The sequence below is a fragment of the Acinetobacter oleivorans DR1 genome, assembly GCF_000196795.1.
In the GTDB taxonomy this organism is placed as follows: Bacteria; Pseudomonadota; Gammaproteobacteria; order Pseudomonadales; family Moraxellaceae; genus Acinetobacter; species Acinetobacter oleivorans.
On sequence record NC_014259.1, the window covers coordinates 2,721,691 to 2,744,384 of the forward strand.

The window sequence follows — 22,694 nt, forward strand, 5'->3', positions numbered from 1 at the left end:
GAGAACAATATGAAAAAGCTTCTTTCTACGGTGGTGTTAATTGGCACACTGTTTAGCTCTTCTGTTTACGCCCAAACACGAATTGCTCTAATCTCACAGATCAAGGGGTCATCGGCTAGTACAGATGTCGCTATTCAAAAATACTTGCAGAGCAAAGGCTATCAAGTTGAAGTATTAGATCAATCTGTTTCACCGAATAATTTAAAAAACACAGATTTAGTCATTATTTCTTCTACAGTCGCTTCTAAAAATCTTCAATCGGGTTGGCGCCAACTCGCCATTCCACTGATGACGTGGGAAAACGATTATCTTGATGATTTGGCTATGACAGGTAAACGAATTAATAGCGATTTTGGCGAAGTCGAGAAAGAACGTTATTTGTGGTTAGTCAATGCGCCACATCCACTCTCTGCAAATCTTTCTGCGGGAACTCACAATGTCTATAAAGCGCAAGCACCTATGAGTTGGGGCAAACCTGGTTTAGGTGCCACCATTATCGCGACTGTGTATGGGCAACCTGAAAAAGTAGCGATTTGGGGTTATGAGAAAGGTGCAACCATGGACTATGAATCTTTAGCACCTGCAAAAAGACTTATGTTTTTTCTTAACAACGACACATTTACCAATCTATCTGACGATGGATTAAAACTGTTTGATGCCTCAATTCAATGGCTGAGCAATAAATAAAATCATTTATGTAGCTCAACAAGTTTCCACTCATCGCACCTTGTTGAGCTGCAAAAGAATTTGATATCAAATCATAGTGATTAAAATATTGGGCTTTCAGCTTTACAGCAGAAGCGCTTTATTTATTATTCTTTTATTAATATATAACGTTCACACGGACCCAATCTTCATACTTGGTGGCCTGAACATTGGTACTTGATGTAATTGCCCCATGAATAGGAATATTTTCTTTCATCCCTGTGGCAACTCCTGAATATATTTTACTTCCCTGGCCTCCCCAAATTTGAGTATGGCCAGCATCTTGATACAGTACATATGCAACAGATGCTGGGCTGGCAGCAGATTTAAGTTCAAAGTTATTGTCTGAAGTTACCGCCAATTGATACGGCGTATTTTGACTACATTGCACAGATACATCCGTTCTTGCAGCAGCAACTGACTGAGAACGAACCACTGAACCAAAATCTAAATTTCCTTGTGTAGAAACTTCACACGTTTCAATAATCGTTAAACTGACTCTTAATGATGTAGATGCATTTCCAGCATCCGCACTATTTATTGTCAGCATACTCATCAGAGAAAATAAACTGTATTTAAGGACTTTCATTTCTTCTCCTTAACTTTTTGTTCTAATGTCTATTCATCTTTATATTGTGTTTTTTCTGTTCTGGTTAAAGAAACAGCTTCAGGATCTTTTAGTTATAAAACTTAATATTGCACACTGTCAATAAATACTAAACGCATGATTTGAATGTTATTTTATAAACCGTGATGTATTACACGCAATCTAACTAATTTAAAAATTAGTTGATGTTTTTAGTCCTCTTCAGCATAAGTTCCATCATTCCTTATCAAACTGTATATCTACTTCATCTATCTCTCATTCTAAAAATTATTAATAATTTATTATCAGCTTTTAAAACCTTATTTAATCATTCTGTCCATTCTCGCAATTGCATAAATAAATTGATCAAAATAATATTCATGCAAATAGATTATAACTTCACATATTGTTTAGCTTAAAGATTCAATACCAAGAAAACTGTGAAGTTAAATTTAAAATGAATAATTCAGACCTTTAAAACCATCCATTTTTAATTTGAGAAATGCTTGATATGAAAAAATATTTACTCTTACTTTTACTTAGCTTTTATTCAATTCATTCATTTGCTTCGGACAAATTACATGGCAGTGTTTGGAAAACAATTGATGATGCAACCAATCAACCAAGAGCACTGGTAAGATTCAGCGAAGATAAAAATGGCAATCTGTCTGCGAACATCGAAAAAATACTTGTTCCAAATGAAGCTAACAAATGTACGATGTGTGAAGGTACTTACAAAAACAAATCTTTGATTGGCCTAACCATTGTCAAAAATTTAAAAAGTGTTGGTCAAAATAAATATGACAAGGGATCTATCCTCGACCCTCAATCAGATAAAACTTATAAATTTAGTGTAACCGTATCACCAGATGGTGAAAAACTTATCGCTCGTGGATACATTGGTATTTCTGCAATTGGCCGAAACCAAACGTGGTATCGAATTAAATAAGCTCCTAAATCGTTAAAAGCCCTACTTATAAATTGCATGGTTTTTTGAAGTGATCATTTACCTCAAAAGCCATGTAATTTTTGAATATTCTTAATTTAATTAAGAATTTTAATCATGCACTAAACCTAAAAATAAATAATTTTTAAGAGCTCTTATTTTTTTCAGATACCGATTTTAATTCAAAATATAACTACCAATTTTAAGTGATAAATAATTCTTTTTTAATGATAAATATAAACTCATCTTTGCATATATCCATTCCACTTTTTCATATTTTTATTAATCATAAATTTTCACTAAGATCGAATAAATTTCGAAAATTACTGGAAATATAATGTTGTTTGCAACACGTTTTCACTTAAAAAACGCTGTCTTATCAGTAGGGGTTCTCAGCTTTGCACTTTTAACTGGTTGTGGAAATAATTCACAGCAAAATAATGAAACTAAGGCAGAAGCTTCTCAAACTGCGGCTGCCGCTGAACTGCCTAAAGAAGTACGTTTTGCTTGGGGTGGCGGTCCACGAGTTTGGGTTCTTGGTAAGGCTGATGGAGATTTTGAAAAAGCTTTAGGTACAAAAATTAAGTGGGTTGAATTTGCTTCAGGTGCTGATGTAATTAATTACTTCGCCGCAAATGAAATTGATATTGCTCGTTTTGGCTCCAGCCCAGCTGTTGCAGGTATTACTCGCGGATTACCAATTGAAATCATTGGTTTGGAAGGTCTAATTTCTGGTGCAGAACGTTTAATTGTTCGTCCTGATATTAAAAATCTGCAAGGTCTGGTTGGTAAAAAAGTTGCCTTCCCTGCCAACTCCACCGCGCAATATGCTTTGGAACAAGCTCTTGCATTAAATAAAATTGATAAATCAAAAATCAAATTAATTCCACTTAAGCCTGCTGAAATTGTTTCTGCATGGACACGTGGTGATATTGATGCAGCCTATGTTTGGGGACCATTTACTCAACAGCTAGAGAAAGAAGGCGGTAAAGAAATTTATCGTACAACGACGTTGAATGAAAAAGGTATTTTGGTTTATAACAACTTCGCTGTCCGTAAAGAGTTTGCAGAAAAACACCCTGACCTTGTAATTAAGTTCTTGAAGGCTTACCAAGATCAAGTTGATGAATATAAACGTGATCCTAAAGCTGCTTCTGAAAAAATCTCTAAATACTTAAGTCTTCCATATGACCAAGTCGAAACCACACTTGCTGGTATCGAATATATTCCACTAAAAGATCAAGCCTCTGAAAAATATTTAGGTGCAACATCAAACGATGAAAACTCTGGCTTGGCTAAAGCAACTCAAGATATCGCTAAATTTTTAGTCAGTATTGGCGAGTTGAAACAATCTGATGTTCCAAAGAGTTATGCGCCTAATATCGACAGTAAATACCTTATTGAAGCGACAAAATAAGGTTATCAAATGATTCAGTTGAACCCGTTTAAAGTAAAAGTGATTAGTACATTATCGCTAATCACTTTTGTGATTATTTGGCAACTTGTGTGTACATTTAAACTTGTCTCACCCATTTTGTTGCCCTCTCCTCTACAGATTTTAGATACAGTTTTAGATTTATTTAAAAACGGTTACCGAGATGCTCCTTTTTATCAACACATTTTAGTCAGCACGGCGCGCGCCTTCTTTGCTTTCTTCGTTGCAATCGTTATTGGTGTGCCTTTGGGATTATTAATGGGCCGTAGTCCTGTACTTAATGCCATTTTAGATCCATTTGTACAATTCTTACGTCCTATTCCCAAAATTGCCCTCATTCCATTGGTTGTTGTTTGGCTAGGAATTGGTGAGGAATCTAAATTTTTCCTTATTTTTATTGCGACTTTACTGAGTGTCATTGTGGGTGCAACCGCAGCAAGCCAAAACGTTCCATATGGTTTGATTCAAGCAGCACAAACGATGGGCTTAGGAAAAACAGCAATCTTATTCCGCGTCATTTTACCCTCTTCGCTTCCTGAAATTTTCACCACCATTCGTTTATCTATTGGTATTGGTTGGACATCATTAATTGCAGCGGAAATGGTTGCAGCAACTTCTGGTTTAGGCTGGATGATTATTAATGCCGGTTCTTATTTGCGTACAGATGTTGTGATTGTCGGGATTATTTTACTTGGAACAATTGGCTTTATTTTAGATTGGCTCATTGTGAAAGCACAGCAAAAATGGGCCCCTTGGACAGGAAAAGCATAATGACTCAACCCTTTATTGAGCTAAATAATGTTCAGAAAATATTTAAACAAAACAAGACGGAAAATACGGTCCTAGAAGATATTAATCTTAAAATTCCTGAAGGTCAGTTTGTTTGCTTACTTGGGCCTTCTGGCTGTGGTAAATCAACTATTTTGAACTTGCTTGCTGGTTTTGAAAAACCAACTTTAGGTGAAATTTATGTAGATGGTCAAACCATCTCAGCACCGGGCATAGACCGAGCTGTTGTATTTCAACAAGCTCAGTTATTTCCTTGGCTCACGGTAAAAGAAAATATTCAATTTCCACTTAAGCAATCAAAAGCCGAGCCTAAATATATTGCTGAGCAAACTGAATATTACTTAGAAAAAACGGGTTTAAAGAAGTTTGAACATCATCGAATTTGGCAAATCTCAGGTGGTATGAAACAACGTGTTGCCCTTGCCCGTGCGTGGGTCATGAAGCCAAAGATTTTATTAATGGATGAGCCTTTTGGGGCATTAGATGCTCAAACACGTATTTTAATGCAGGAAACACTGACTCAGCTTTGGCAAGACAATAAAACTACCGTTTTATTTGTTACTCACGATATTGATGAATCTCTACTTTTAGCAGATCGCATTATTTTAATGGCAGGCCATCCCGGACGCATTGCCGAAGATATTCAAGTGAATTTACCTCGTGCGCGTAGCATTGAAAATATTACGCCACGGCAAGAATTTATTGAAACCAAAAAACATATTTTAGAAATTATGCGCAAAGAAGTAAGCCGCATGATTGATTACATACATTAAATTTTAGGACATTATTATGTTATTAAGTCATTTACCGCGCGTTCAACTGGTTCATGCGCCTACTCCTCTAGAGTTTTTACCTAACTTAACTAAAGCGTTAAATGGTCCCCAGATTTACATCAAACGAGACGATGCTACAGGGCTGGCTACAGGTGGCAATAAAACTCGCAAATTAGAATTTTTAATTGGTGATGCACTTACAAAAGGTGCAACCCATGTACTTACTCAAGGTGCAACTCAATCTAACCATGTTCGCCAAACGATTGCAGCAGCAAATAAATTTGGTTTAAAGGCATCAGTTTTACTCGAACAACGCGTTAGTGATGGTACAGATGAATATTACAATAATGGAAACTTATTGCTCGATGAGATTTTAGGTGCAACATCAATTGAGGTAGTTCCGGGTGGCACCGATATGGTGGCAGCTTTAGAAGCCAAAGCAAAAGAATTAGAACTACAAGGGGAACGTCCGTACATTATTCCAGGTGGTGGTTCAAATGCTATTGGTGCTTTAGGTTATGTCTCAACAGCAATTGAATTAATTAACCAACTTAACCAGATTCAACTGGCTCCGACTCATCTTGTACATGCAACAGGTAGCACAGGTACTCAAGCTGGCCTTTTAGCGGGTATTGCGGTAACTCACTCAAACTTACCTGTACTCGGTATCAGTGTTCGTGCTGAAAAATCTAAACAAGAAGAAAATGTTTATAAACTTACTCGTGCAACTTTAGAACATCTGGGTTTAAGCGCAGATCTTATTGCTCGTGAAAAAGTGATTGCGAATAGTGACTATGTTGGCGATGGCTACGGTATTCCAACTGATAGCATGGTTGAGGCTGTTGAATTGCTGGCTCGAACTGAAGGTATTTTGCTTGACCCTGTTTACTCAGGTAAAGGTTTTGCGGGTTTAGTAGATCTCATTCGTCAGGGTCATTTCACTAAAGATGACAAAGTGATCTTCCTTCATACAGGCGGTGCCGTAGGCTTATTCGGTTATCGTAAAACATTCTCTAACAAAGATGCATACCGTTTGTAAGATGACAGAATTTTCAGAACTCCCCACCCTTGGAATTTTGGGTGGCATGGGACCGGGCGCTGCTGTTGATTTTCAACAGCGTCTGCTCGATGCAAGCCCTGCCACTAAAGATCAGGAACATATTCCAACAATTGCTTGGAATCACGGCGGTATTCCTGACCGACAACTTGCACTTAAAAACCTAGGTGAAAGTCCTTTAAATGCCATGTTACATGGACTAAAAATTTTAGAGCGTAGCGGTGTCTCTAAAATCGCCATTCCATGTAATACCGCACACTTCTGGCATTCTGACTTACAGCAACACACCCCTATTGAAATCTTAAATATGGTTGAAATTACGGTGCAACAGATTTTAAAGAATTATCAATCGGGTGATAAAGTCGGAATATTGGCAACCAAAGGTGCCCTTTCTACTCAGTTGTATCAACATGAGTTAAGCAAGCATGACATTCCTTTTGTCATTAATTCAGATGAAGAAATTGAACAGGAATTTATGCCCGCTGTTTATGCTGTAAAACGTAATGAATCGGCAAAAGCGGGTATCGTTTTTCAAGAGTTAAGCCAAAGACTCATAGATCAAGGTGCTGGTTCGATTATTTTAGCTTGTACAGAAATTCCAATTGGGTTACATGCAATCCAGTCTCCAATTTTAGATGTGAGCTTTGATACCACACAAATTTTGGCAGATGCTTGTGTACATTGGTTTTATCGGAATACACAACTCTAAAATAATGTTCTTCGAATCTAAAAACTGAATAATTAGCCGAAACCAAACGTGGTATCGAATTAAGTAAGCTTCTAGATCACTTTCATATTAACTACACTCATGCTACAGCCAACAAAGTGGCTTTGAGCATGAGTGAATCATTTAACCTTTCTCTTGTAATCGTTTTGGCGTAGCCCATATCAATAGTGCAATACACACAACACATAAGCTTGCAATAATATATAGAGCGGGCGTTGTACTACCTGTTATGTCTTTAATATGGCCAACCATAATAGGACTAACAATCCCGCCCATTTGCCCTAATGTATTAATGAGTGCTGTACCACCAGCAGCCCCCGCCCCAGCTCCGACCAAGACTTTAGGTGGTAAATTCCAAAAAGAAGGAATTGCAGCAACAATACCCGCCCCTAATAACGCAAGCGAAATGACGACTACAACTGGGTTTGCATCAAAGAAACCGGCGGTGAAGAAACCGATAGCACCTAAAGAGAGTAAACCAGCAGTAAATTTTAAACGCTCCCCAGATTTGTCCGCTAAACGCCCAACAATTACCATCGTAATTGCTCCCATGAGATATGGAATGGCACTAAGAAAACCAATCACTTGAGTATCATCAATACCTGAGCTTTTTATTAATTGTGGTCCCCAGAAGTTTAGACCATAAGATGCAATCTGAATCAGAAAATAGATAACACCTAAAATTAATAATCCCGGCGTTTTAATGGCAGCCCATAATGAGTGAGAAGCTTTTTCTGGTTGTTTAGGTTCAACCAAGCGTTTCAAATGAGCTTTTTCTGAGGATGATAACCACCGCGCATCATCAATACGATCTTTTAAGTAAGTTAAAACGCAAAGACCCAACAGAACACACGGAATACCTCCCAATAGAAATAACCAGTGCCACCCACGCATGTTCATCACACCATCAAGTGATGACAACAACACCCCTGAAATTGGTCCTCCAAAGATGCCTGAAAAAGCAGAAGCAAGGAAGAATAAGGAAATAATTCGGCCACGATAGGTTTGAGGAAACCAAAGGGTCATGTAATACAGTACACCCGGAGCAAAGCCAGCCTCCATTGCACCAATCAAGAAACGTAATACATAAAATTGCCATTCGGTAGTCACAAACACCATTAAGGCTGTTGCCACACCCCAAGAAACCATGATGCGTGCAATCCATTTTCTTGCACCAAATTTATGTAGCAATAAATTACTGGGTACTTCAAATATGACATACCCTATTACAAACAAACTGGCACCGAGGCCATAAGCTGTATTACTTAGAGATAGATCAGCTTGTAACTGAAACTTGGCAAAACTAATATTAATACGATCAAAAAAGGCAAATAAGTAACACACCATAATTAATGGCATGATTTTCCATGCTACTTTTTTTATTAATTGCTTTTCGGCAATTGCTTCAGCCGATAATTCCATGCTTTGCTTTAAACTCATTTATTTTCTCCTGAAAATGAGCCTCAAGACACGTCCTCTCAAGATTTTAAAGACGAGTTGACCGAAGACGATACGAATATCGTCTTACTTCCAACTAACTTGAATAACGTATCTTAATTAAGTGATTTGATATAATCCGGTATCGGATGCAAGTCAGTATTCCGCCCCGCCTTGGCAAGTTGGCTTGGTGTGTCATGCCCTAAAAGAGCTGGTAAGGTTCTGGAAAGTTGAATGAGAGCATCTAAATCAATAGTGGTCGGTATTCCCATTTCTTCGCACATATTGACCAAATCTTCAGTACAGATATTTCCTGAAGCACCTGGTGCAAATGGGCACCCACCTAAACCTCCCAATGCAGCATCAAACCGTCTTGCTCCTGCTTCATAAGCTGCAAGAACATTAGTTAGCCCCAAGCCACGTGTATTATGAAAGTGTAAGGTCAGTTGCTCAGACGAAATTAACGATAAAACGTGAGAGACAATTCTTTTCACTTGCACTGGGTTCGCCATGCCAGTGGTATCTGCCAGTGTAATATTATGAATACCCAGCTCTAAATAATGTTCAACTAAGCTAAACACTTCCCTTTCACTAATCTTGCCTTCAAATGGACAGCCAAAAGTTGTTGCAACAGTTCCGTTAAACTGTGTTTTACCCTGTAGTTGCTCCACAATTTCGGTAAATCCTGCAAACGATTGAGCTTTTGTCATACGCATATTGGCAAGGTTATGGGTTTGGCTAGCAGAGAGCACAAGATTCAACTCATTTGCATTGGCTTCAATTGCCCGAAGCGCGCCTTTTAAATTTGGAATTAACCCAACATAAATAATATCTTTATGGCGTGTAATTCCAGTAAAAACCTCACCACCATCTCTCAGATTCGGAATCGCTTTTGGAGAGACAAAAGACCCTGCTTCAATTCGAGAGAAACCCATTGTCGACAACTGATTAATTAAATCAATTTTCTTTGTCGTGGGCACCCAAGTCGGCTCAATTTGCAAACCATCTCGTGGAGAGACTTCTTGTACGACAAGTAAGTCGGTAAATGCTGTCATTGCACTACTCCCGATACACGCAGGCTTTCAATATCTTCAGCTTGATAACCATATTGTTTTAAAACAGATTCGGTATGCTCACCCAGCTCAGGACCACGCCATTTGACCTGCCCTGGGGTTTCGGAAAGCTTCGGAACAATACCCGGCATTTTTACCACCTGACCATCAGGCAACTCGGTTGAAAGCAACATATCACGTGCATTAAAGTGCGGATCATTGACCATATCGGCTACAGAATAAATTCGCCCTGATGGAACCTCGGCTTGTTCAAGCTGCTGCAAGACCTCATCAATTGAATGCTGTCGACTCCATGATTCAATTGCGGCATCTAGCAAATCACTTTGTTGCGCACGCCCATCGTTGTGTTCAAACTCAGGTCGATTTGCCAAATCTTCACGACCAATCACATGCATCAAGCGCTTAAAAATTGGATCACTATTTCCTGCAATTACCACAAAAGCGTTGTCCTTGGTTCGATAGGTATTTGAAGGTGCAATGCCCGGTAACGAACCTCCAGAACGCTCCCGAATAAAACCATGCAAGTCGTATTCTGGGACAACACTTTCCATAATATTGAAGACACTCTCTGCAAGAGAGACATCAACAATCTGTCCGTTACCGTTATTTGTTTTGATATTTACAATCGACATTAAAGCGCCAATCACCGCATGTAATGAGGCAAGTGAGTCACCCAAACTCACCCCAACTCGTGCAGGCGCAGAATCTTGGGAACCCGTGGTATAACGAATTCCACCCATTGCCTCACCAATTGCACCAAAGCCCGGTTTGTCTTTATAAGGGCCAGATTGCCCATAACCAGATATGCGAACAAAAGTCAGTTTAGGATTAATTGATTTTAAGGTTTCCCAATCTAGACCTAATTTTTCAAGTGCACCGGGACGCATGTTTTCGACCAGAATGTCGGTATCGACAATCATCTTTTTGATTAAAGCAATTGCTTCCGGTGACTTGAGATTAAGCGCTAAAGATTTCTTATTACGTGACTGTAAATACCACCACAAAGATGTTCCGTGATGTAACTTACGCCATTTACGAAGTGGATCGCCTTTGCCAATAGGCTCAATTTTTATGACTTCAGCACCGAACTCAGCAAGAATGCGTGTTGCAAAAGGAGCAGCAATTAGAGTTCCTATTTCTAGGACTTTTATTTTCTCAAGGGCTAGACTCATAACAATCCATATTATATCTACTTCCGATAGAATTAAATTTATGGCGCAATGAGTAGTAATACAATTCTTAAAAGATCAACAAGCCTTCGTGTTTTGCGAAACCTATAAAAGTCATTCAGATATAATTTCTTTATGTGGATGCATAAAATATTGTTTTAAAAGCAAAGTTACTGGATTTAAAAACTCATCATGCTTGGACACAAGATATAAATCTCTTTTTGCCCAACTATCGGTTAACTCTACACTTGCCAGCCCCAAGGGTTTACCAAAGATTTCGAAAACCTTATGAGGCAAAATTCCAATTCCCATACCAGCCTGCACCATACGGCAAACCGCATCAAAACTTGTTACCAATATTCTGAGTTTGAGCTGCTTTCCTAACGCTTCAGACTTTTGCTGCAAAATCCGGTTAATCGCACTTTGAGTATGCAAGCCAATAAAGTCGTAGTCCAAAGCATCTTCAAAGGAAATGATTTTCTGTTCACTTAAATATTGCTGGTTTTGTATGACCGCGACCAGCCGATCGCTACGATAATGATAATAATCCAGATCTTCTGACAAATTCTCAGCAATGCAGATGCCTAAGTCGGCAATTTTATTACTTACATTTTGGATAATTTCTATACTTGGACGTTCTTCAAGCTCAATCTTAATTTGAGGATTTTCAACAATAAAAGGATGCAGACTTTCGGGTAAAAACTGAATGATAGTTGATAAATTTGCCTGTAATCGTACAAAACCTTTAATACCTATTTTGTATTCTTCTAACTCAACCGAAGCTTTATAAACCGAGTCTAAAATAGTTCTGCAATGGTAAAGCAGGCTTTCACCAGCAGGTGTAATTTGCATGCCCTTACCATCACGAATAAACAATTTGGTTCCAATCAAATGCTCCAAATCAGTCAAACGCTTACTTGCAGCAGACAGCGCAATCATATTTTTTTCAGCGGCCTTACTCAGAGATTTTTCATCACAGACCGTCTGAAATATCTTTAAAGTTACTAAATCTAGTTTTCGAATAATATTTTCAATATGCATTACACATTACCAATCTTATAACTTGAAGCTCATAAGGCTATGACAAATATTTAGAATTATAGGAAATTTATATTTTCCCATTGTTAGACAGATAAAATATATTAAATTTAAATATTATCAATCATTTAAAACCTTAAACCAAAATCGAATGTAACTTAAATAGAACATCATTCATTCCAAATTTATTTGTTTTAAGTCCATCAAAATAAGCCACCATTTCCGCTGGCTTATCCCTTTTATCCGCCTGATCTGAGCTTAAGAGCTAAATCACTCCCCTCAATCCACACTCTTCTTTTCATTATCTCTATTTGACTCAGTAGAAGAACCCAAAGCCATACTTGAGAATACGCCATCGCGATAAATCCATGCATGTAATAATGCAGCAGATAGATGACCAATAACGACAGCAAATAATAGCCAAGCCAAAATTCCGTGTAGAGTACGAAACCATGCATAGAGTGTAGAGTCGGTTGGAGCGATAGGTGGAAGGTCCCAAGCCGGAAATAACGTTACAGGCCAATTACCTGCCGAAAGCGTTGCCCATCCGAGCAATGGCAAACTAAACATCAAAATATAAAGTAACCAATGTGATGCATGGGCAATAAACGCCTGCCAACGGGGTACAGTCGGCGGCAAAGGTGGAATTGGGAAATAGAGTCGATTTATTAATCTTATGATGACCAGTAATAAGATTGCGATTCCTAAGGGACGGTGAATATCGATTAACCACGGACGCCAAGTGATTGAAGTTGTCATTCCAACACCAATAAATAGCATGGCTAAAATCGCTACCGCCATAAGCCAATGTAGTATTCGAGCAGTCAAATTAAAATGACGTGGAGCATTATCGCTAGATTTTTTTTGCATGGCTGATCTCTCCTATTTACCCACGGCATCCGTTGCTTTGCCAAATCCAATTTCACGTAAGCGAGCATTGTAAGACTGTGCATAGATACCCGCTCGTGCTGCGAGTACCGGATCATCTGATAACTCAATTCCGGGTGGAACCAAAGTTGGGTCAAAGTTAATATCACGGCAAACGCCATTTACCTGTTCAGTCACATTTTTGACTTCCAATGTTCCCGCTATAACTTCTTTACGTTCTTTGGGCCAAGGTTGAGATGGATCATTCACTGGGTCTCCTGGCTCGGCAAGTTGCAAAACTAAATCCCAATAGAGCGGCCCTTCAGCCAAACGTTTTTTGATGTCTTTAAATAAGAAATCATGGCCAGCTTGATCACGTTGTTCTTTGGTCAGACTAATAAATTTTGAATGAGGACGCATAGACCAACGGACTGGCTGTTCTTGTCCATTGGCGGCCCGCAATATAAAAGCATTTACGACATAAAATTCTGCACCACTAAAACTACCGGTTAATGGCATCTTTGCCTTTTGTTCAATAGACTTACGTGCTTCGGGATATTCTTTTAGAAAAGCCTCAACAAGGGCCGGATCAGGTTTGCCAGTAGATGGAACTGGTTTAAATGCTTTTTGCTGAGCCAAAAAACCTTCAGCATTTCGCGTAGGGAAATAGGGAAAGTTGTTTAATTTCATGCGCCATTGTGAATGATCAGCTGCGGAAAGTAATAAAGCCATACTCACTGTTGCTGTCGAATTATCTGCCGCATGCGGGTTACCACTTCCAATAGAAAATCGGCCAATTGCTGGTATATCAGACTTGGCAAATACAGTCGCTTTAGAGAGTGCAGCCGCCGCACCATTACTGTGGTAAGTGCCATCAAAACAAATACCCTTACCGTGTGCACGTCGATATCCGGGATCAAATTTACTTAATGAGTCTCCCAAAAAAGTTTTACTTGTGGTGCGATGTCCAAATAGACCAGCGACCCAAGCAAATGCCAATACTAAGGAGCCAGCGATTACAGCAATACCCAAGAATCGCAACCAATACTTCTTTAGAGTTTTAAAATTCAAATTATTCATTCTTCATCCTGTGTAAATTGTATGGCTGCATCCCTAAAGAAGATTTTGATCATGTAAAAAGAGTTTTTCTTAGATTGATGGAACCAAATTCAACCTTAGCTAAGTAAATAAAATCCTGAAATATTCTGGATCCAATAGAGATAAGCCTTAATATAATATTTATTTCCCGATCATATAAGGTACGCACCTCGGGGTTAGTATTAATCTTATTAACATTTGAGTGGAGATAAATAAAGCATGGTAACGAAGAATCTAGAAGCCCCCACTTTGACTGAAAGAGTCCGAAGAGGTGATCTTTTTAAAACCGAGCTCGTTAACTAGTGATGATTGATCATAGAGATGAGAAAGCAATCCAACACCCTTTCACTCTCATCTGCCTGACCCGAACTTAAAAGCTGAATAATTGCGCCTTCAATCATATATAAAAATAGCTTGGCATCCTGAAAAGTCGCATCCGTTTTGAATACTCTAAGCTGACTATAGATTTCATTGATTAGCCAAGTTCTATATTTAATTGCGACTTGATAGGCTTTTGAATAGGTCAGTTTTATTTCAAAAATAGCTTTAAACAATAAATAGTACAGTCCCTCTAAATCGGTATGTAAGAAATAAAGTTTCTTAAGTTTATCTTTCACGCTTGTACCTTGGTGAGACTCAGCAATTGAAAGCACTTTTTCTTTTAGACGTTCTTTTTGTACGATTAGACAGATTTCAACAAATCGCTCTTTCGAGTGAAAGTAATTATAAAAAGTCGCTTTTGGAATTTTGGACTCTTTTACGATTCTGTCGATTCCAACCGTATGAAAGCCATGATGGTGAAATAAATCAATCGACGTATTAAGGACTTGCATGGCGCGTGTAGGGAGAACTAACTTTGGCATTGTTTTACCGTTATAAAAAATTATTGTTGTTTCTAAATGAGATACTTTTTTGGGAGAAAAAAAGGCACAGCAAAGCCATAAAGACTGTGCTTGGCACACCTCAAGTTTGTTATTGCTAAGTTTTAAATAAAAAAAGACTTAAAGCCTGAAAACCTTAGGGTGATCAAGCTGCTTTATTTTTTAAGCTGTGTCGTTATAGCTTTTGGCAAAGGTTGCCAAGAAATAATGGATGTGCAAAGCCAACTCCTTTTTATTGGGAGTTCTGCCAGAAATTAAAATTATGGTGGCAGAACGAAAGAGGGTTGACGGACTGGTCATAGAGCCAGCACACCCGAAGGTGTCCCCCTCCCGTTCCACCGTAGAGGGGGCACGAGGGGCTAGGCACTAAAAGTAAAAACCTTTAATGCTTCTATGATACGGTCCGTCAAAACCGACTGGCGATGTAGGCCAGCAGGCAAAGGATAGTGTCCAACCCTCTTACAGTCAAGCACGCAAAATGACATTTGTTTTAAAATAGATCATTAAAAAGTAAGGATAAATAATTAAAATTTATTGTTAAATTGGGATTTATAAAGAGGCTTTTCCCTGCTTAAAGTAGGAGGCAAAATTCATTAACGACTATATAGCGGATCTTCCTCAACAAAAAACACCTCACCCGATGAGGGTAAAACCCATTGATAAGTTCCTTCTATTTTCTGCATCTTTTCTTTAAAAATATCATATATCGCTATAAGGTTATGTTTTTCATCATATTCCCCTACATAGCCAAGTTGCTTTTCTTCATGAAAATCTCTAAACATTTTATGCATTTTTACAGCTCTAAGTTCCATATCTTTTCTCCTTTTTATTATCAATATAATTATTATGATCTCTTTTTATTTTCAATACTAAAAAAAATGTACCAAAATATATCTTATAGAAATATCAATTAAATAGTTATCGTAAATTTAATATTTATCAAACCTAAACTTTTCCATATCGTATGGTATGTCTAATTTCACACTCCATTGGCTTATTTTTTCACTCATTATAACGGCATCAACTTCAAAAGCATCTCGCTCACTAAAACCTTTTGTTTTTAAAAAATTAACAAAACTGGAAGAATTTATTTTATTAAGATATCCAACTCTTAAAGTATCTATATACACTGCAATTTTATTTGTTTCTTTTTCAAGGCATATTACAGCATTTTTAAAGACATTAGTTCTATCACTATTTTGATTGCCGACTAAAGTTATCAATTCTTCTTGGTATAAAGTTACAATTATTTCATGTTCGAAAAAGTTCTTATTCTCTGTAAATATTTTTCCAGCTATTTTTAGAGTACTTTCGGGGAGCTCCAGTTTAACTGTAGAAAAAACCTTAAATAAAATATAAGCAAAAACAAACAAAATTAAAGTTATTATAATAAAAGACATATTAAAAACATTCCTCTTAATTTTATAAATTGGCAAAAAGAATCATTATTCTTTCTACCAACCCATCATTTAAGAAAAAACAAATTTATTATATTATTATTTTTTCTCAATTTTATCATTTTGATCAACTTTTTCTACAGCATTCTGATCAGGACTTTTAGGCTCAAACTCTTTACCGTCTTGCTGTTGCTGCTGTTGCTCTTTTGATTTGTCTTGATCGTTTTTTACTTGGTTTTGTTGAGACATTAGAGTCTCTCCTATTTAATGTTGTGTAGATGATTATCTAGCACTTAGTTAACATAGTCCTTTTATCTTTATATAGATACAAGGTAAGTGTATCTGAATGTGATACCCTTGTTTAACATCATAATTATTAATATTTTAATTAATTTATAAATTATCTAGAAATTAATATACTTAAAAAACAAAAAAAAGCACCTAAGGTGCTTTTTTTCCAATTATATTATTGAACAACAATATTAATAGCAGAAGGACCTTTTTGTCCTTGAGCTATATTAAAACTAACACGTTGACCTTCATATAAGGTTTTAAAACCTGAACTACTAATTTCTTTAAAATGTGCAAAAACATCTGGACCTGCATCTTGTTGAATAAAACCAAAACCTTTAGTTTCATTAAACCATTTCACTGTACCAATTGCTGTATTAGACATAATATATCCTTTGATTTTTAATAATATAAAGCCATATTTTATGACTCATTGAACTTTAAAAATAATAACAAATTGAGTTTAAAATCTTAAAAAACGAAGGATTATGAATAAAACTACGATACTAAAAGAGGATTTACTAATAAGTCTATTTTTCTAGTTAAATTGAGTATACGCTAAATAAATATTTATACAACAAATTTAAAAAAATATTTATTTTATTTGCTATCACACAACAATTTAAAAATAATAACTTCTAGATACAGAAATACTTTTTATAAAACTTACCAACCAAAGAATAAATTCATATTGATTCTCAAAATTAGGGAGAAGGCTTAAATCAATTTTAACAATACGCTCTTTCATTGGCCTGTTTAAACAGCTTTCAAAATCAATAACAGAATATTTTAATTGTAAATTGTTTGTAGCTGCTTCTTTTTTAATTTCAACTAACAGTCTATTGAGACAATCAACTAAATCTTTAGAAGACTGATTTTTAAAGTGAATATTATTGTAAACACTTTCAGCCACATCAAAATATTTTTTCATTTCAGCATCCATATTTTTCTCATTTTTAATTAATTTGATTGAGTATGCATGTAAAACTGTATCTTTATGTTGTATAAATATATTTATAGATCGAATCCCCCACTTTAATTAAAAATATCCCCTCCAATTAAGAACTTAAAATAATATATTTAAATAAATTGTAATTATTAAAAAAACATTAAATACAATAGCTATTTAACTATATGTTAACTCTTGTATTTGATTAAAATTTCCTTCCACTTATATATCAACACTCTATTTGACTCAAAGAAATATTATGTCGATAATTGAAAACTTTTAGGCACATATCTCTACATAGAGTTCTCATAATCACCGCAATGTAACTGAATTAAAAGCCTACGATAAAGCTTCCTTACTATTATTAAGAAGTTTAAAATGTCTGATTTCAAAGAATTTTCAAAAAAAACCACACAAAATCAAAATGACTCTAATGCTCAACCTACTGAGGATAAAACTGAAAATCCCGAACAAACCCCTGAAACAGAAAAAAATCCTACCGAAAATAATAATCAAGAAAAAAGAAATAAATAACTTATTAACTCAAAAGCTCTATATTAAATAGAGCTTTTGTTTCACATCATATTAATTATAAAATATTTAATTTAAAATTTTTATATTAAAAATCATCCAAAATGGTACATATATTTTTTTAAACAAGTCCAAATCTTGCACTTAATATTAATTCAACTCTTTTTTGCGCGGCAAAAAAATCAATATCTTCACTTATCCAAAATGTATGAAGCTGCCCATGTAAATGAAAATGCTCTTTATTATATTCAGAACCATGATCAGAATAATGACTATCTACTCTGAAATGATTTTGATCATCCTTTCTTTTCTTCCCATCAAGTATACCGCCAATACAGATATCCATTTTAATACCAATAATTAATCGAAATTGACTATAACACATAGGCCACTGTGGCTTTAAAAAGAGTTGTTACTAATATTTTTTACAGCATAATAAAATATTGCCATTTGGAGTGTATCTACTTAAATTTACAAGGAATAAATATATATTTTGCATATCTAAAATACTTTGATATTTAATATGAATATTGATTTATCTAAAATTTATAACATTTTCAAAATAATTCTTCTTAGCGGAGTTAAATCTCTATATGCTGTATGTACCTCTTAGAGAAATTATTCCAATGTCCCAGCAGCCCCTGCTACAAGAATTAGACTCCAGAATCGACTATTACTCTACAAGAACAGACTACCCACTACGAAGAATTTTGATAGGTTACAGAGCATACGCAAAATTGATGCTATGTTCATCTTTCTCAGATGAGGTTATAAATTCTGCAATTGATCCAAACAAACGGAAATATAAAAAGTTAAAAATCAAAGTCACTAAAGATGACAATCAACTTGATCTTGAATAAATTAATTCGTTCATTATTTTTATAGACAACTGATTTAATTATATAAAAAATTAAAATCCTTTTTGAAATATCACCGTTTTTAACTCTCAAAATGATTAGAAAATAACAAATGGCATTTTCTTTTGCTCATTTACAATTTCAATGACCCTAAGATGATAATGATCAATACTGGCAATATTGTCGTAAACATCCAGATACTGATGCCCTGCTGCTACCGATTTGAACCAAGAAAATAATTTACGCTTAAACTTATTTTTTCACAGGGAGTAATAAAACAGGATCTTCAATATCGTAACCAGTTTCTTCTGGAACCCCCAAATATTTAACGACAACCAACTTCTTATTGTGTTTAGGCACACTATAATTTTGGGAAATTTTTATTGCTTTGGTGTAATGAACCGCAACATGGGGCTTACTTTGTAAAGACGGCGATTTTACAACATATTCTGTTTTATATTGTGTGATCTTCCCTGAAGGATCAAACCAAGCCGATACTTGATTCTGATGAGTTTTTAATGTCTGAATTTTTACAGTCTTACTATTACTTACGATCAAAGGAGTTAAATTCCTTTTAATTTTATTGAGAGCCTTATTAAACGCTGTACTATCTTGATCATAATCAATCTTATGTGTTTTTGGATTGATGTAGAGCGATTTAACTTCAATAAGTTTGTCAGGCGATTTACTATTTAATAAATAATAATATAGTTGTGGTAAACGTCCTCGACCATCTTCGTAGTGTCTTAATACATAAAGCTTCTTCTCTTTTTGCTGATAACCCAATACTTCAATTTTTTGTCCACCACCCACTGTCGCATAACTATGCGCGGACAACGTAAGAATGGTGCTAAAAGTTAGAAATTTTAGAAATTTCATCAGTTCATATCCTTGTGATCTGGTAACTATATTGTATAAATATCAATCAGATTAAAATGATACTTGAGTAAGTGATACTTGCTGTTTTTATATTCTTTTTGTACAGAGGTAGCCTTTTTAAGGGGGCTTATTATTTATCCCCCTTCAAAACGACTCATCCAGCTTTAGATATATGCCATCATAGACAAATGGTCTTATGCGGTATTACGTTTATACGAGAAATAAGAACATCCTGCACACGATGCCATAATAATTGTTATTCCAATGATCTGAAAATGATTTAATCGTTCATCTAAAATCAGCCATCCGGCCAAAGCACTCACCGCTGGTGATGCGCTCACTAATATTCCAAAAACTCGCGGATGCAACTTTTTCATAGCAACCATATCTAATATAAATGGAATTGCACTTGCTAGCATCGCCATGAGTAAACATGTCAAAAGAATCTTATAACTATCAAAAATATGGATAATGTGAGATGCCCCTAAAGGTGTTGCAAACAAAGCCGCTAGAAACATTCCTGTTGCAACTGAGCTTCCGCCACCTTGCGCAACTTTAGAGCCAAAAATAACATACAGTCCCCAACCCACGGCAGCCACAAGCGCATACGCCATACCAATAAAGCTAAAGTTATTATTTGAATTGCCCATGGGTAAAAAAAGCAAACCAATAAGAGATAATGCTCCCCAAAAATAATCTAATTTATTTTTAGACATTAAAATAGCGACCGTAAGCGGGCCTAACACTTCGATGGAAATAGCGATCCCCACAGACATATAAGAAAATGCTTTATAAATTAAAGTATTCATTAAAGTGAGGATGGCCCCATAAATAATGAGATTTTTCCAATTAGTCTGTTTATTCCAATCTCTCCAAGGTTTATAAACAATCCATAAGAAACATGCTGCTAAAGCAAGTCGAGTTAAGGTCACTCCTTCTGCACTCAGAATTGGAAAAAGGGCTTTTCCTATTGATGCTCCTATTTGCACAGAAACTAAAGATAGAAATGCGGCTGCAAATGCCATGCCTTGCTTGGAGTTTGTCTCAATCATCATATTTACCACTCTGGGAATGATTGAAATTTTAATTCTATGTAATCAATATATTTCTTCTATTTGCCTCAATAAAACGATTAAATAACTCTATATTTAAAGCTTAATGAGAGATTTACTCATGTCAGATATTTCTTTAGATAATTTTGATTATGCAATCTTAAGAATACTTCAAAAAGACAATAAAACTTCGCATCGAGAAATTTCTGAAAAAATTGGCCTATCCTCAGCTTCTGTTCAAAGACGTATATCTCGTATGGAAGAAAAGGAAATTATTTTAAGAAATTGCGCTATTTTAAATCCGCTAAAATTTGGAGAAAAAATTACTTCTATTATTGAAGTCCGACTTAGCGAAGACCGCTCTGTCGTGATGGATAGAGCGAAGCAATACTTTGCTTCTGTTGAAGAAATTCAACAGTGTTACTTCGTGAATGGAGGAGTCTCTTTTATCATTATTATGTTGAGCAACAACTTATCTCATTTTGAAAGTTTAGTTAGAAAACATTTTGCGGATAATGAAGATGTAAAAACATATCGAACCTTAATTGTTTTAGATCGTGTAAAAGTAAACTTTGAGTTAAATATTTAAACTTTTTTATTTTGGTTCTAAACTTTTTAGTCGTTTTATAAAACTTAAAAAGAGGCCGAAGCCTCTTTATTTTTACTGCACTCAAACTCAGTCATCAATCATGGCGAACTCTTGTTCAGGCGTGCCTTTCACCAAATGATGACGGCTGTATAACAAGTAATAGAGTATAAATCCGACATAAATGAGTGCGGCCAATAACCAAACTTTTGGATTTACCATTAAACCTGCAACTACAGCAACAGCAGCGAGAATCAAGGCAATGCAAGACGTCCATATTCCTCCAGGCGTTTTATAAGGGCGTGGTAATTCAGGGCGAGACAAACGTAATTTGATATGTGAGAGCATCATCAACACATAAGAAATGGTTGCACCGAATACTGCCATTAAAATGAGTAAGTCACCCTCACCTGTTAAAGAAAGTAAGAAGCCAATAATGCCCGGAATGATAATGGCCCAATATGGCGCTTTATTTTCATTGGTGAGCGATAGGTTTTTTGGTAAATATCCCGCACGTGACAATGCAAAAATTTGACGCGAATAGGCATAAATAATTGAGAAGAAACTTGCGACAAGTCCAGCAAGACCTACAAAGTTAACAAAACTTGCCAACCATGTGTGCTGACCATACACCGCAATAAGTGCATCAACTAAAGGTGCTCCTGAATTTTTTAATGCATTTGAACCCGCTGCGCCTGCTCCTAAAAATAAAATTAAAAGTGCAAACGATGCCAATATCAACATTGAACCAATCAAACCGCGTGGCAATGAACGTACTGGATCTTTTGCTTCTTCGGCTGCCAGTGGCACCCCTTCAACTGCAAGGAAAAACCAGATGGCATAAGGTACTGCGGCCCATATTCCCATATAGCCAAATGGTAAAAAGCTACTCGCACCTGCATGAGAACTGACTGGAATATCAAACAAACGTGCGCTGTCAAAATGTGGAAGCATCGCCACGATAAATACGACCAGTGCAATACAAGCAACGGCGGTAATTCCAAACATGATTTTAAGCGCTTCACCTGCACCTTTCAGATGAATACCCATAAAAACCAAATAGCAAATTAAATAAACTGCCCAGCCGCCAATTCCAAAGAGTGATTCGCAATATGACCCAATAAATACAGCAATCGCGGCAGGTGCAATTGCATATTCAATTAAAATCGCAGTTCCTGTGAGGTATCCTCCAAAAGGACCAAATGCAACACGGGCAAAACTATAGCCACCGCCAGCAGTGGGCAACATCGTCGACATCTCAGACATCACAAAGCTCATGCAGAGATACATAAATGCGACGATGACTGTTGCAATAAAGAGTCCTCCCCAGCCGCCTTGTGCCAACCCAAAATTCCAACCCGCAAAGTCACCAGAAATAACGTAAGAGACACCTAATCCCACTAAAAGTAACCAACCTACTGCCCCCTTTTTTAACTGACGTTTTGCAAAATACTCTGCGTCCTGTTGTAAAGCACCAACATCTACGCTTAATTCAGATTCTTTCATTGTCGTATTGCCTTATCGACCAAATTTACACCACCAATAGTTGCGCAAAAGATATTCATAAAACT

At 36.3% G+C, this 22,694-nt stretch carries 27 protein-coding genes and 1 pseudogene; 11 read left to right on the plus strand and 17 right to left on the minus strand.

The features are described 5' to 3' along the window. Positions 1-9 precede the first annotated feature (9 nt). Positions 10-687, plus strand: coding sequence for a membrane protein (locus AOLE_RS12700; protein ID WP_013198364.1), 678 nt, complete (start codon positions 10-12; stop codon positions 685-687). A gap of 136 nt (positions 688-823) precedes the next feature. On the opposite strand, the gene AOLE_RS12705 is transcribed toward AOLE_RS12700, so the two are convergent. Then, entirely contained in the window at positions 824-1,294 is a 471-nt protein-coding gene (locus tag AOLE_RS12705) for a Csu type fimbrial protein (RefSeq protein ID WP_013198365.1), read from the minus strand. A 508-nt stretch (positions 1,295-1,802) separates the two neighbouring features. On the opposite strand from AOLE_RS12705, the gene AOLE_RS12710 reads away from it, so the two are divergent. From AOLE_RS12710 to AOLE_RS12735, 6 genes are all read left to right on the plus strand, one after another. Further along, positions 1,803-2,240, plus strand: a complete 438-nt coding sequence (locus AOLE_RS12710; protein WP_013198366.1) for a DUF2147 domain-containing protein — start codon at positions 1,803-1,805, stop codon at positions 2,238-2,240. Between the two features lie 334 nt (positions 2,241-2,574). Next, positions 2,575-3,654: a taurine ABC transporter substrate-binding protein gene (locus AOLE_RS12715; RefSeq protein ID WP_013198367.1), complete on the plus strand. Its 1,080-nt coding sequence runs from the start codon at positions 2,575-2,577 to the stop codon at positions 3,652-3,654. A gap of 9 nt (positions 3,655-3,663) precedes the next feature. Continuing rightward, positions 3,664-4,443, plus strand: a complete 780-nt coding sequence (locus AOLE_RS12720; RefSeq protein ID WP_013198368.1) for an ABC transporter permease — start codon at positions 3,664-3,666, stop codon at positions 4,441-4,443. Continuing rightward, a complete protein-coding gene (locus AOLE_RS12725) occupies positions 4,443-5,234 on the plus strand; it encodes an ABC transporter ATP-binding protein (protein WP_013198369.1) in 792 nt (263 codons plus the stop codon). Before AOLE_RS12720 ends, AOLE_RS12725 begins: the two co-directional genes overlap by 1 nt. A 16-nt stretch (positions 5,235-5,250) precedes the next feature. Next, positions 5,251-6,273 (plus strand): D-cysteate sulfo-lyase, encoded by a 1,023-nt coding sequence (locus tag AOLE_RS12730; RefSeq protein WP_013198370.1) that lies wholly within the window; start codon positions 5,251-5,253, stop codon positions 6,271-6,273. 1 nt (position 6,274) lies between these two features. Further along, entirely contained in the window at positions 6,275-7,000 is a 726-nt protein-coding gene (locus tag AOLE_RS12735; protein ID WP_013198371.1) for a cysteate racemase, read from the plus strand. Positions 7,001-7,141: 141 nt separating this feature from the next. Here the strand turns inward: AOLE_RS12735 and AOLE_RS12740 are convergent, their stop codons facing one another. The 12 genes from AOLE_RS12740 to AOLE_RS12790 form a co-directional block, all read right to left on the minus strand. Then, on the minus strand, positions 7,142-8,458 hold the full coding sequence (locus AOLE_RS12740; protein WP_013198372.1) for an MFS transporter: 1,317 nt from the start codon (positions 8,456-8,458) through the stop codon (positions 7,142-7,144). A 113-nt stretch (positions 8,459-8,571) separates the two neighbouring features. Then, the gene (locus AOLE_RS12745) at positions 8,572-9,510 is read right to left on the minus strand and encodes a hydroxymethylglutaryl-CoA lyase (protein WP_013198373.1); all 939 of its coding nucleotides are present in this window, start codon (positions 9,508-9,510) and stop codon (positions 8,572-8,574) included. After that, the gene (locus AOLE_RS12750) at positions 9,507-10,700 is read right to left on the minus strand and encodes a CaiB/BaiF CoA transferase family protein (protein ID WP_013198374.1); all 1,194 of its coding nucleotides are present in this window, start codon (positions 10,698-10,700) and stop codon (positions 9,507-9,509) included. The genes AOLE_RS12745 and AOLE_RS12750 overlap by 4 nt, the downstream gene beginning before the upstream one ends. 111 nt (positions 10,701-10,811) lie before the next feature. Then, positions 10,812-11,738: a LysR family transcriptional regulator gene (locus AOLE_RS12755; RefSeq protein WP_013198375.1), complete on the minus strand. Its 927-nt coding sequence runs from the start codon at positions 11,736-11,738 to the stop codon at positions 10,812-10,814. A gap of 276 nt (positions 11,739-12,014) precedes the next feature. Then, a complete protein-coding gene (locus AOLE_RS12760; RefSeq protein ID WP_013198376.1) occupies positions 12,015-12,605 on the minus strand; it encodes a cytochrome b in 591 nt (196 codons plus the stop codon). A gap of 12 nt (positions 12,606-12,617) precedes the next feature. Beyond that, positions 12,618-13,682 carry a catalase family peroxidase gene (locus tag AOLE_RS12765; RefSeq protein WP_013198377.1) on the minus strand — a complete coding sequence of 355 codons (1,065 nt, stop codon included), beginning with the start codon at positions 13,680-13,682 and terminating at the stop codon, positions 12,618-12,620. A gap of 317 nt (positions 13,683-13,999) precedes the next feature. Beyond that, positions 14,000-14,563: a TetR/AcrR family transcriptional regulator gene (locus AOLE_RS12770; RefSeq protein WP_013198378.1), complete on the minus strand. Its 564-nt coding sequence runs from the start codon at positions 14,561-14,563 to the stop codon at positions 14,000-14,002. Positions 14,564-15,174: 611 nt separating this feature from the next. After that, positions 15,175-15,363, minus strand: coding sequence for a hypothetical protein (locus AOLE_RS12775; RefSeq protein WP_081399341.1), 189 nt, complete (start codon positions 15,361-15,363; stop codon positions 15,175-15,177). A 147-nt stretch (positions 15,364-15,510) separates the two neighbouring features. Beyond that, the gene (locus tag AOLE_RS12780) at positions 15,511-15,981 is read right to left on the minus strand and encodes a hypothetical protein (RefSeq protein ID WP_013198380.1); all 471 of its coding nucleotides are present in this window, start codon (positions 15,979-15,981) and stop codon (positions 15,511-15,513) included. A gap of 96 nt (positions 15,982-16,077) precedes the next feature. Further along, positions 16,078-16,227, minus strand: a complete 150-nt coding sequence (locus tag AOLE_RS19965; protein ID WP_013198381.1) for a hypothetical protein — start codon at positions 16,225-16,227, stop codon at positions 16,078-16,080. A 217-nt stretch (positions 16,228-16,444) separates the two neighbouring features. Next, the gene (locus AOLE_RS12785) at positions 16,445-16,654 is read right to left on the minus strand and encodes a cold-shock protein (RefSeq protein ID WP_013198382.1); all 210 of its coding nucleotides are present in this window, start codon (positions 16,652-16,654) and stop codon (positions 16,445-16,447) included. 237 nt (positions 16,655-16,891) lie between these two features. After that, entirely contained in the window at positions 16,892-17,212 is a 321-nt protein-coding gene (locus AOLE_RS12790; protein ID WP_013198383.1) for a hypothetical protein, read from the minus strand. A gap of 384 nt (positions 17,213-17,596) precedes the next feature. Between AOLE_RS12790 and AOLE_RS19970 the strand changes: the two genes are divergently transcribed. The 3 genes from AOLE_RS19970 (at position 17,597) to AOLE_RS20600 (ending at position 18,609) form a co-directional block, all read left to right on the plus strand. Beyond that, complete coding sequence (locus AOLE_RS19970; RefSeq protein ID WP_013198384.1) at positions 17,597-17,752, plus strand: hypothetical protein; 156 nt, start codon at positions 17,597-17,599, stop codon at positions 17,750-17,752. A 150-nt stretch (positions 17,753-17,902) separates the two neighbouring features. Further along, positions 17,903-18,034, plus strand: coding sequence for a hypothetical protein (locus AOLE_RS20760; RefSeq protein WP_227502001.1), 132 nt, complete (start codon positions 17,903-17,905; stop codon positions 18,032-18,034). A gap of 341 nt (positions 18,035-18,375) precedes the next feature. Further along, positions 18,376-18,609 (plus strand): hypothetical protein, encoded by a 234-nt coding sequence (locus tag AOLE_RS20600; RefSeq protein ID WP_035331595.1) that lies wholly within the window; start codon positions 18,376-18,378, stop codon positions 18,607-18,609. Positions 18,610-18,722: 113 nt separating this feature from the next. Here AOLE_RS20600 and AOLE_RS20905 read toward each other — a convergent pair. The 3 genes and pseudogenes from AOLE_RS20905 to AOLE_RS12810 form a co-directional block, all read right to left on the minus strand. After that, positions 18,723-18,821, minus strand: a pseudogene (locus AOLE_RS20905) (aminotransferase); the annotation flags it as partial. A gap of 37 nt (positions 18,822-18,858) precedes the next feature. Further along, the gene (locus AOLE_RS12805; RefSeq protein ID WP_013198387.1) at positions 18,859-19,485 is read right to left on the minus strand and encodes a hypothetical protein; all 627 of its coding nucleotides are present in this window, start codon (positions 19,483-19,485) and stop codon (positions 18,859-18,861) included. A gap of 194 nt (positions 19,486-19,679) precedes the next feature. Further along, positions 19,680-20,540, minus strand: a complete 861-nt coding sequence (locus AOLE_RS12810; protein ID WP_023274282.1) for an EamA family transporter — start codon at positions 20,538-20,540, stop codon at positions 19,680-19,682. A gap of 118 nt (positions 20,541-20,658) precedes the next feature. On the opposite strand from AOLE_RS12810, the gene AOLE_RS12815 reads away from it, so the two are divergent. Then, positions 20,659-21,126, plus strand: coding sequence for an Lrp/AsnC family transcriptional regulator (locus AOLE_RS12815; protein WP_004642213.1), 468 nt, complete (start codon positions 20,659-20,661; stop codon positions 21,124-21,126). An 87-nt stretch (positions 21,127-21,213) separates the two neighbouring features. On the opposite strand, the gene eat is transcribed toward AOLE_RS12815, so the two are convergent. Next, a complete protein-coding gene (eat, locus tag AOLE_RS12820; RefSeq protein WP_013198389.1) occupies positions 21,214-22,629 on the minus strand; it encodes an ethanolamine permease in 1,416 nt (471 codons plus the stop codon). Positions 22,630-22,694: the final 65 nt, after the last annotated feature.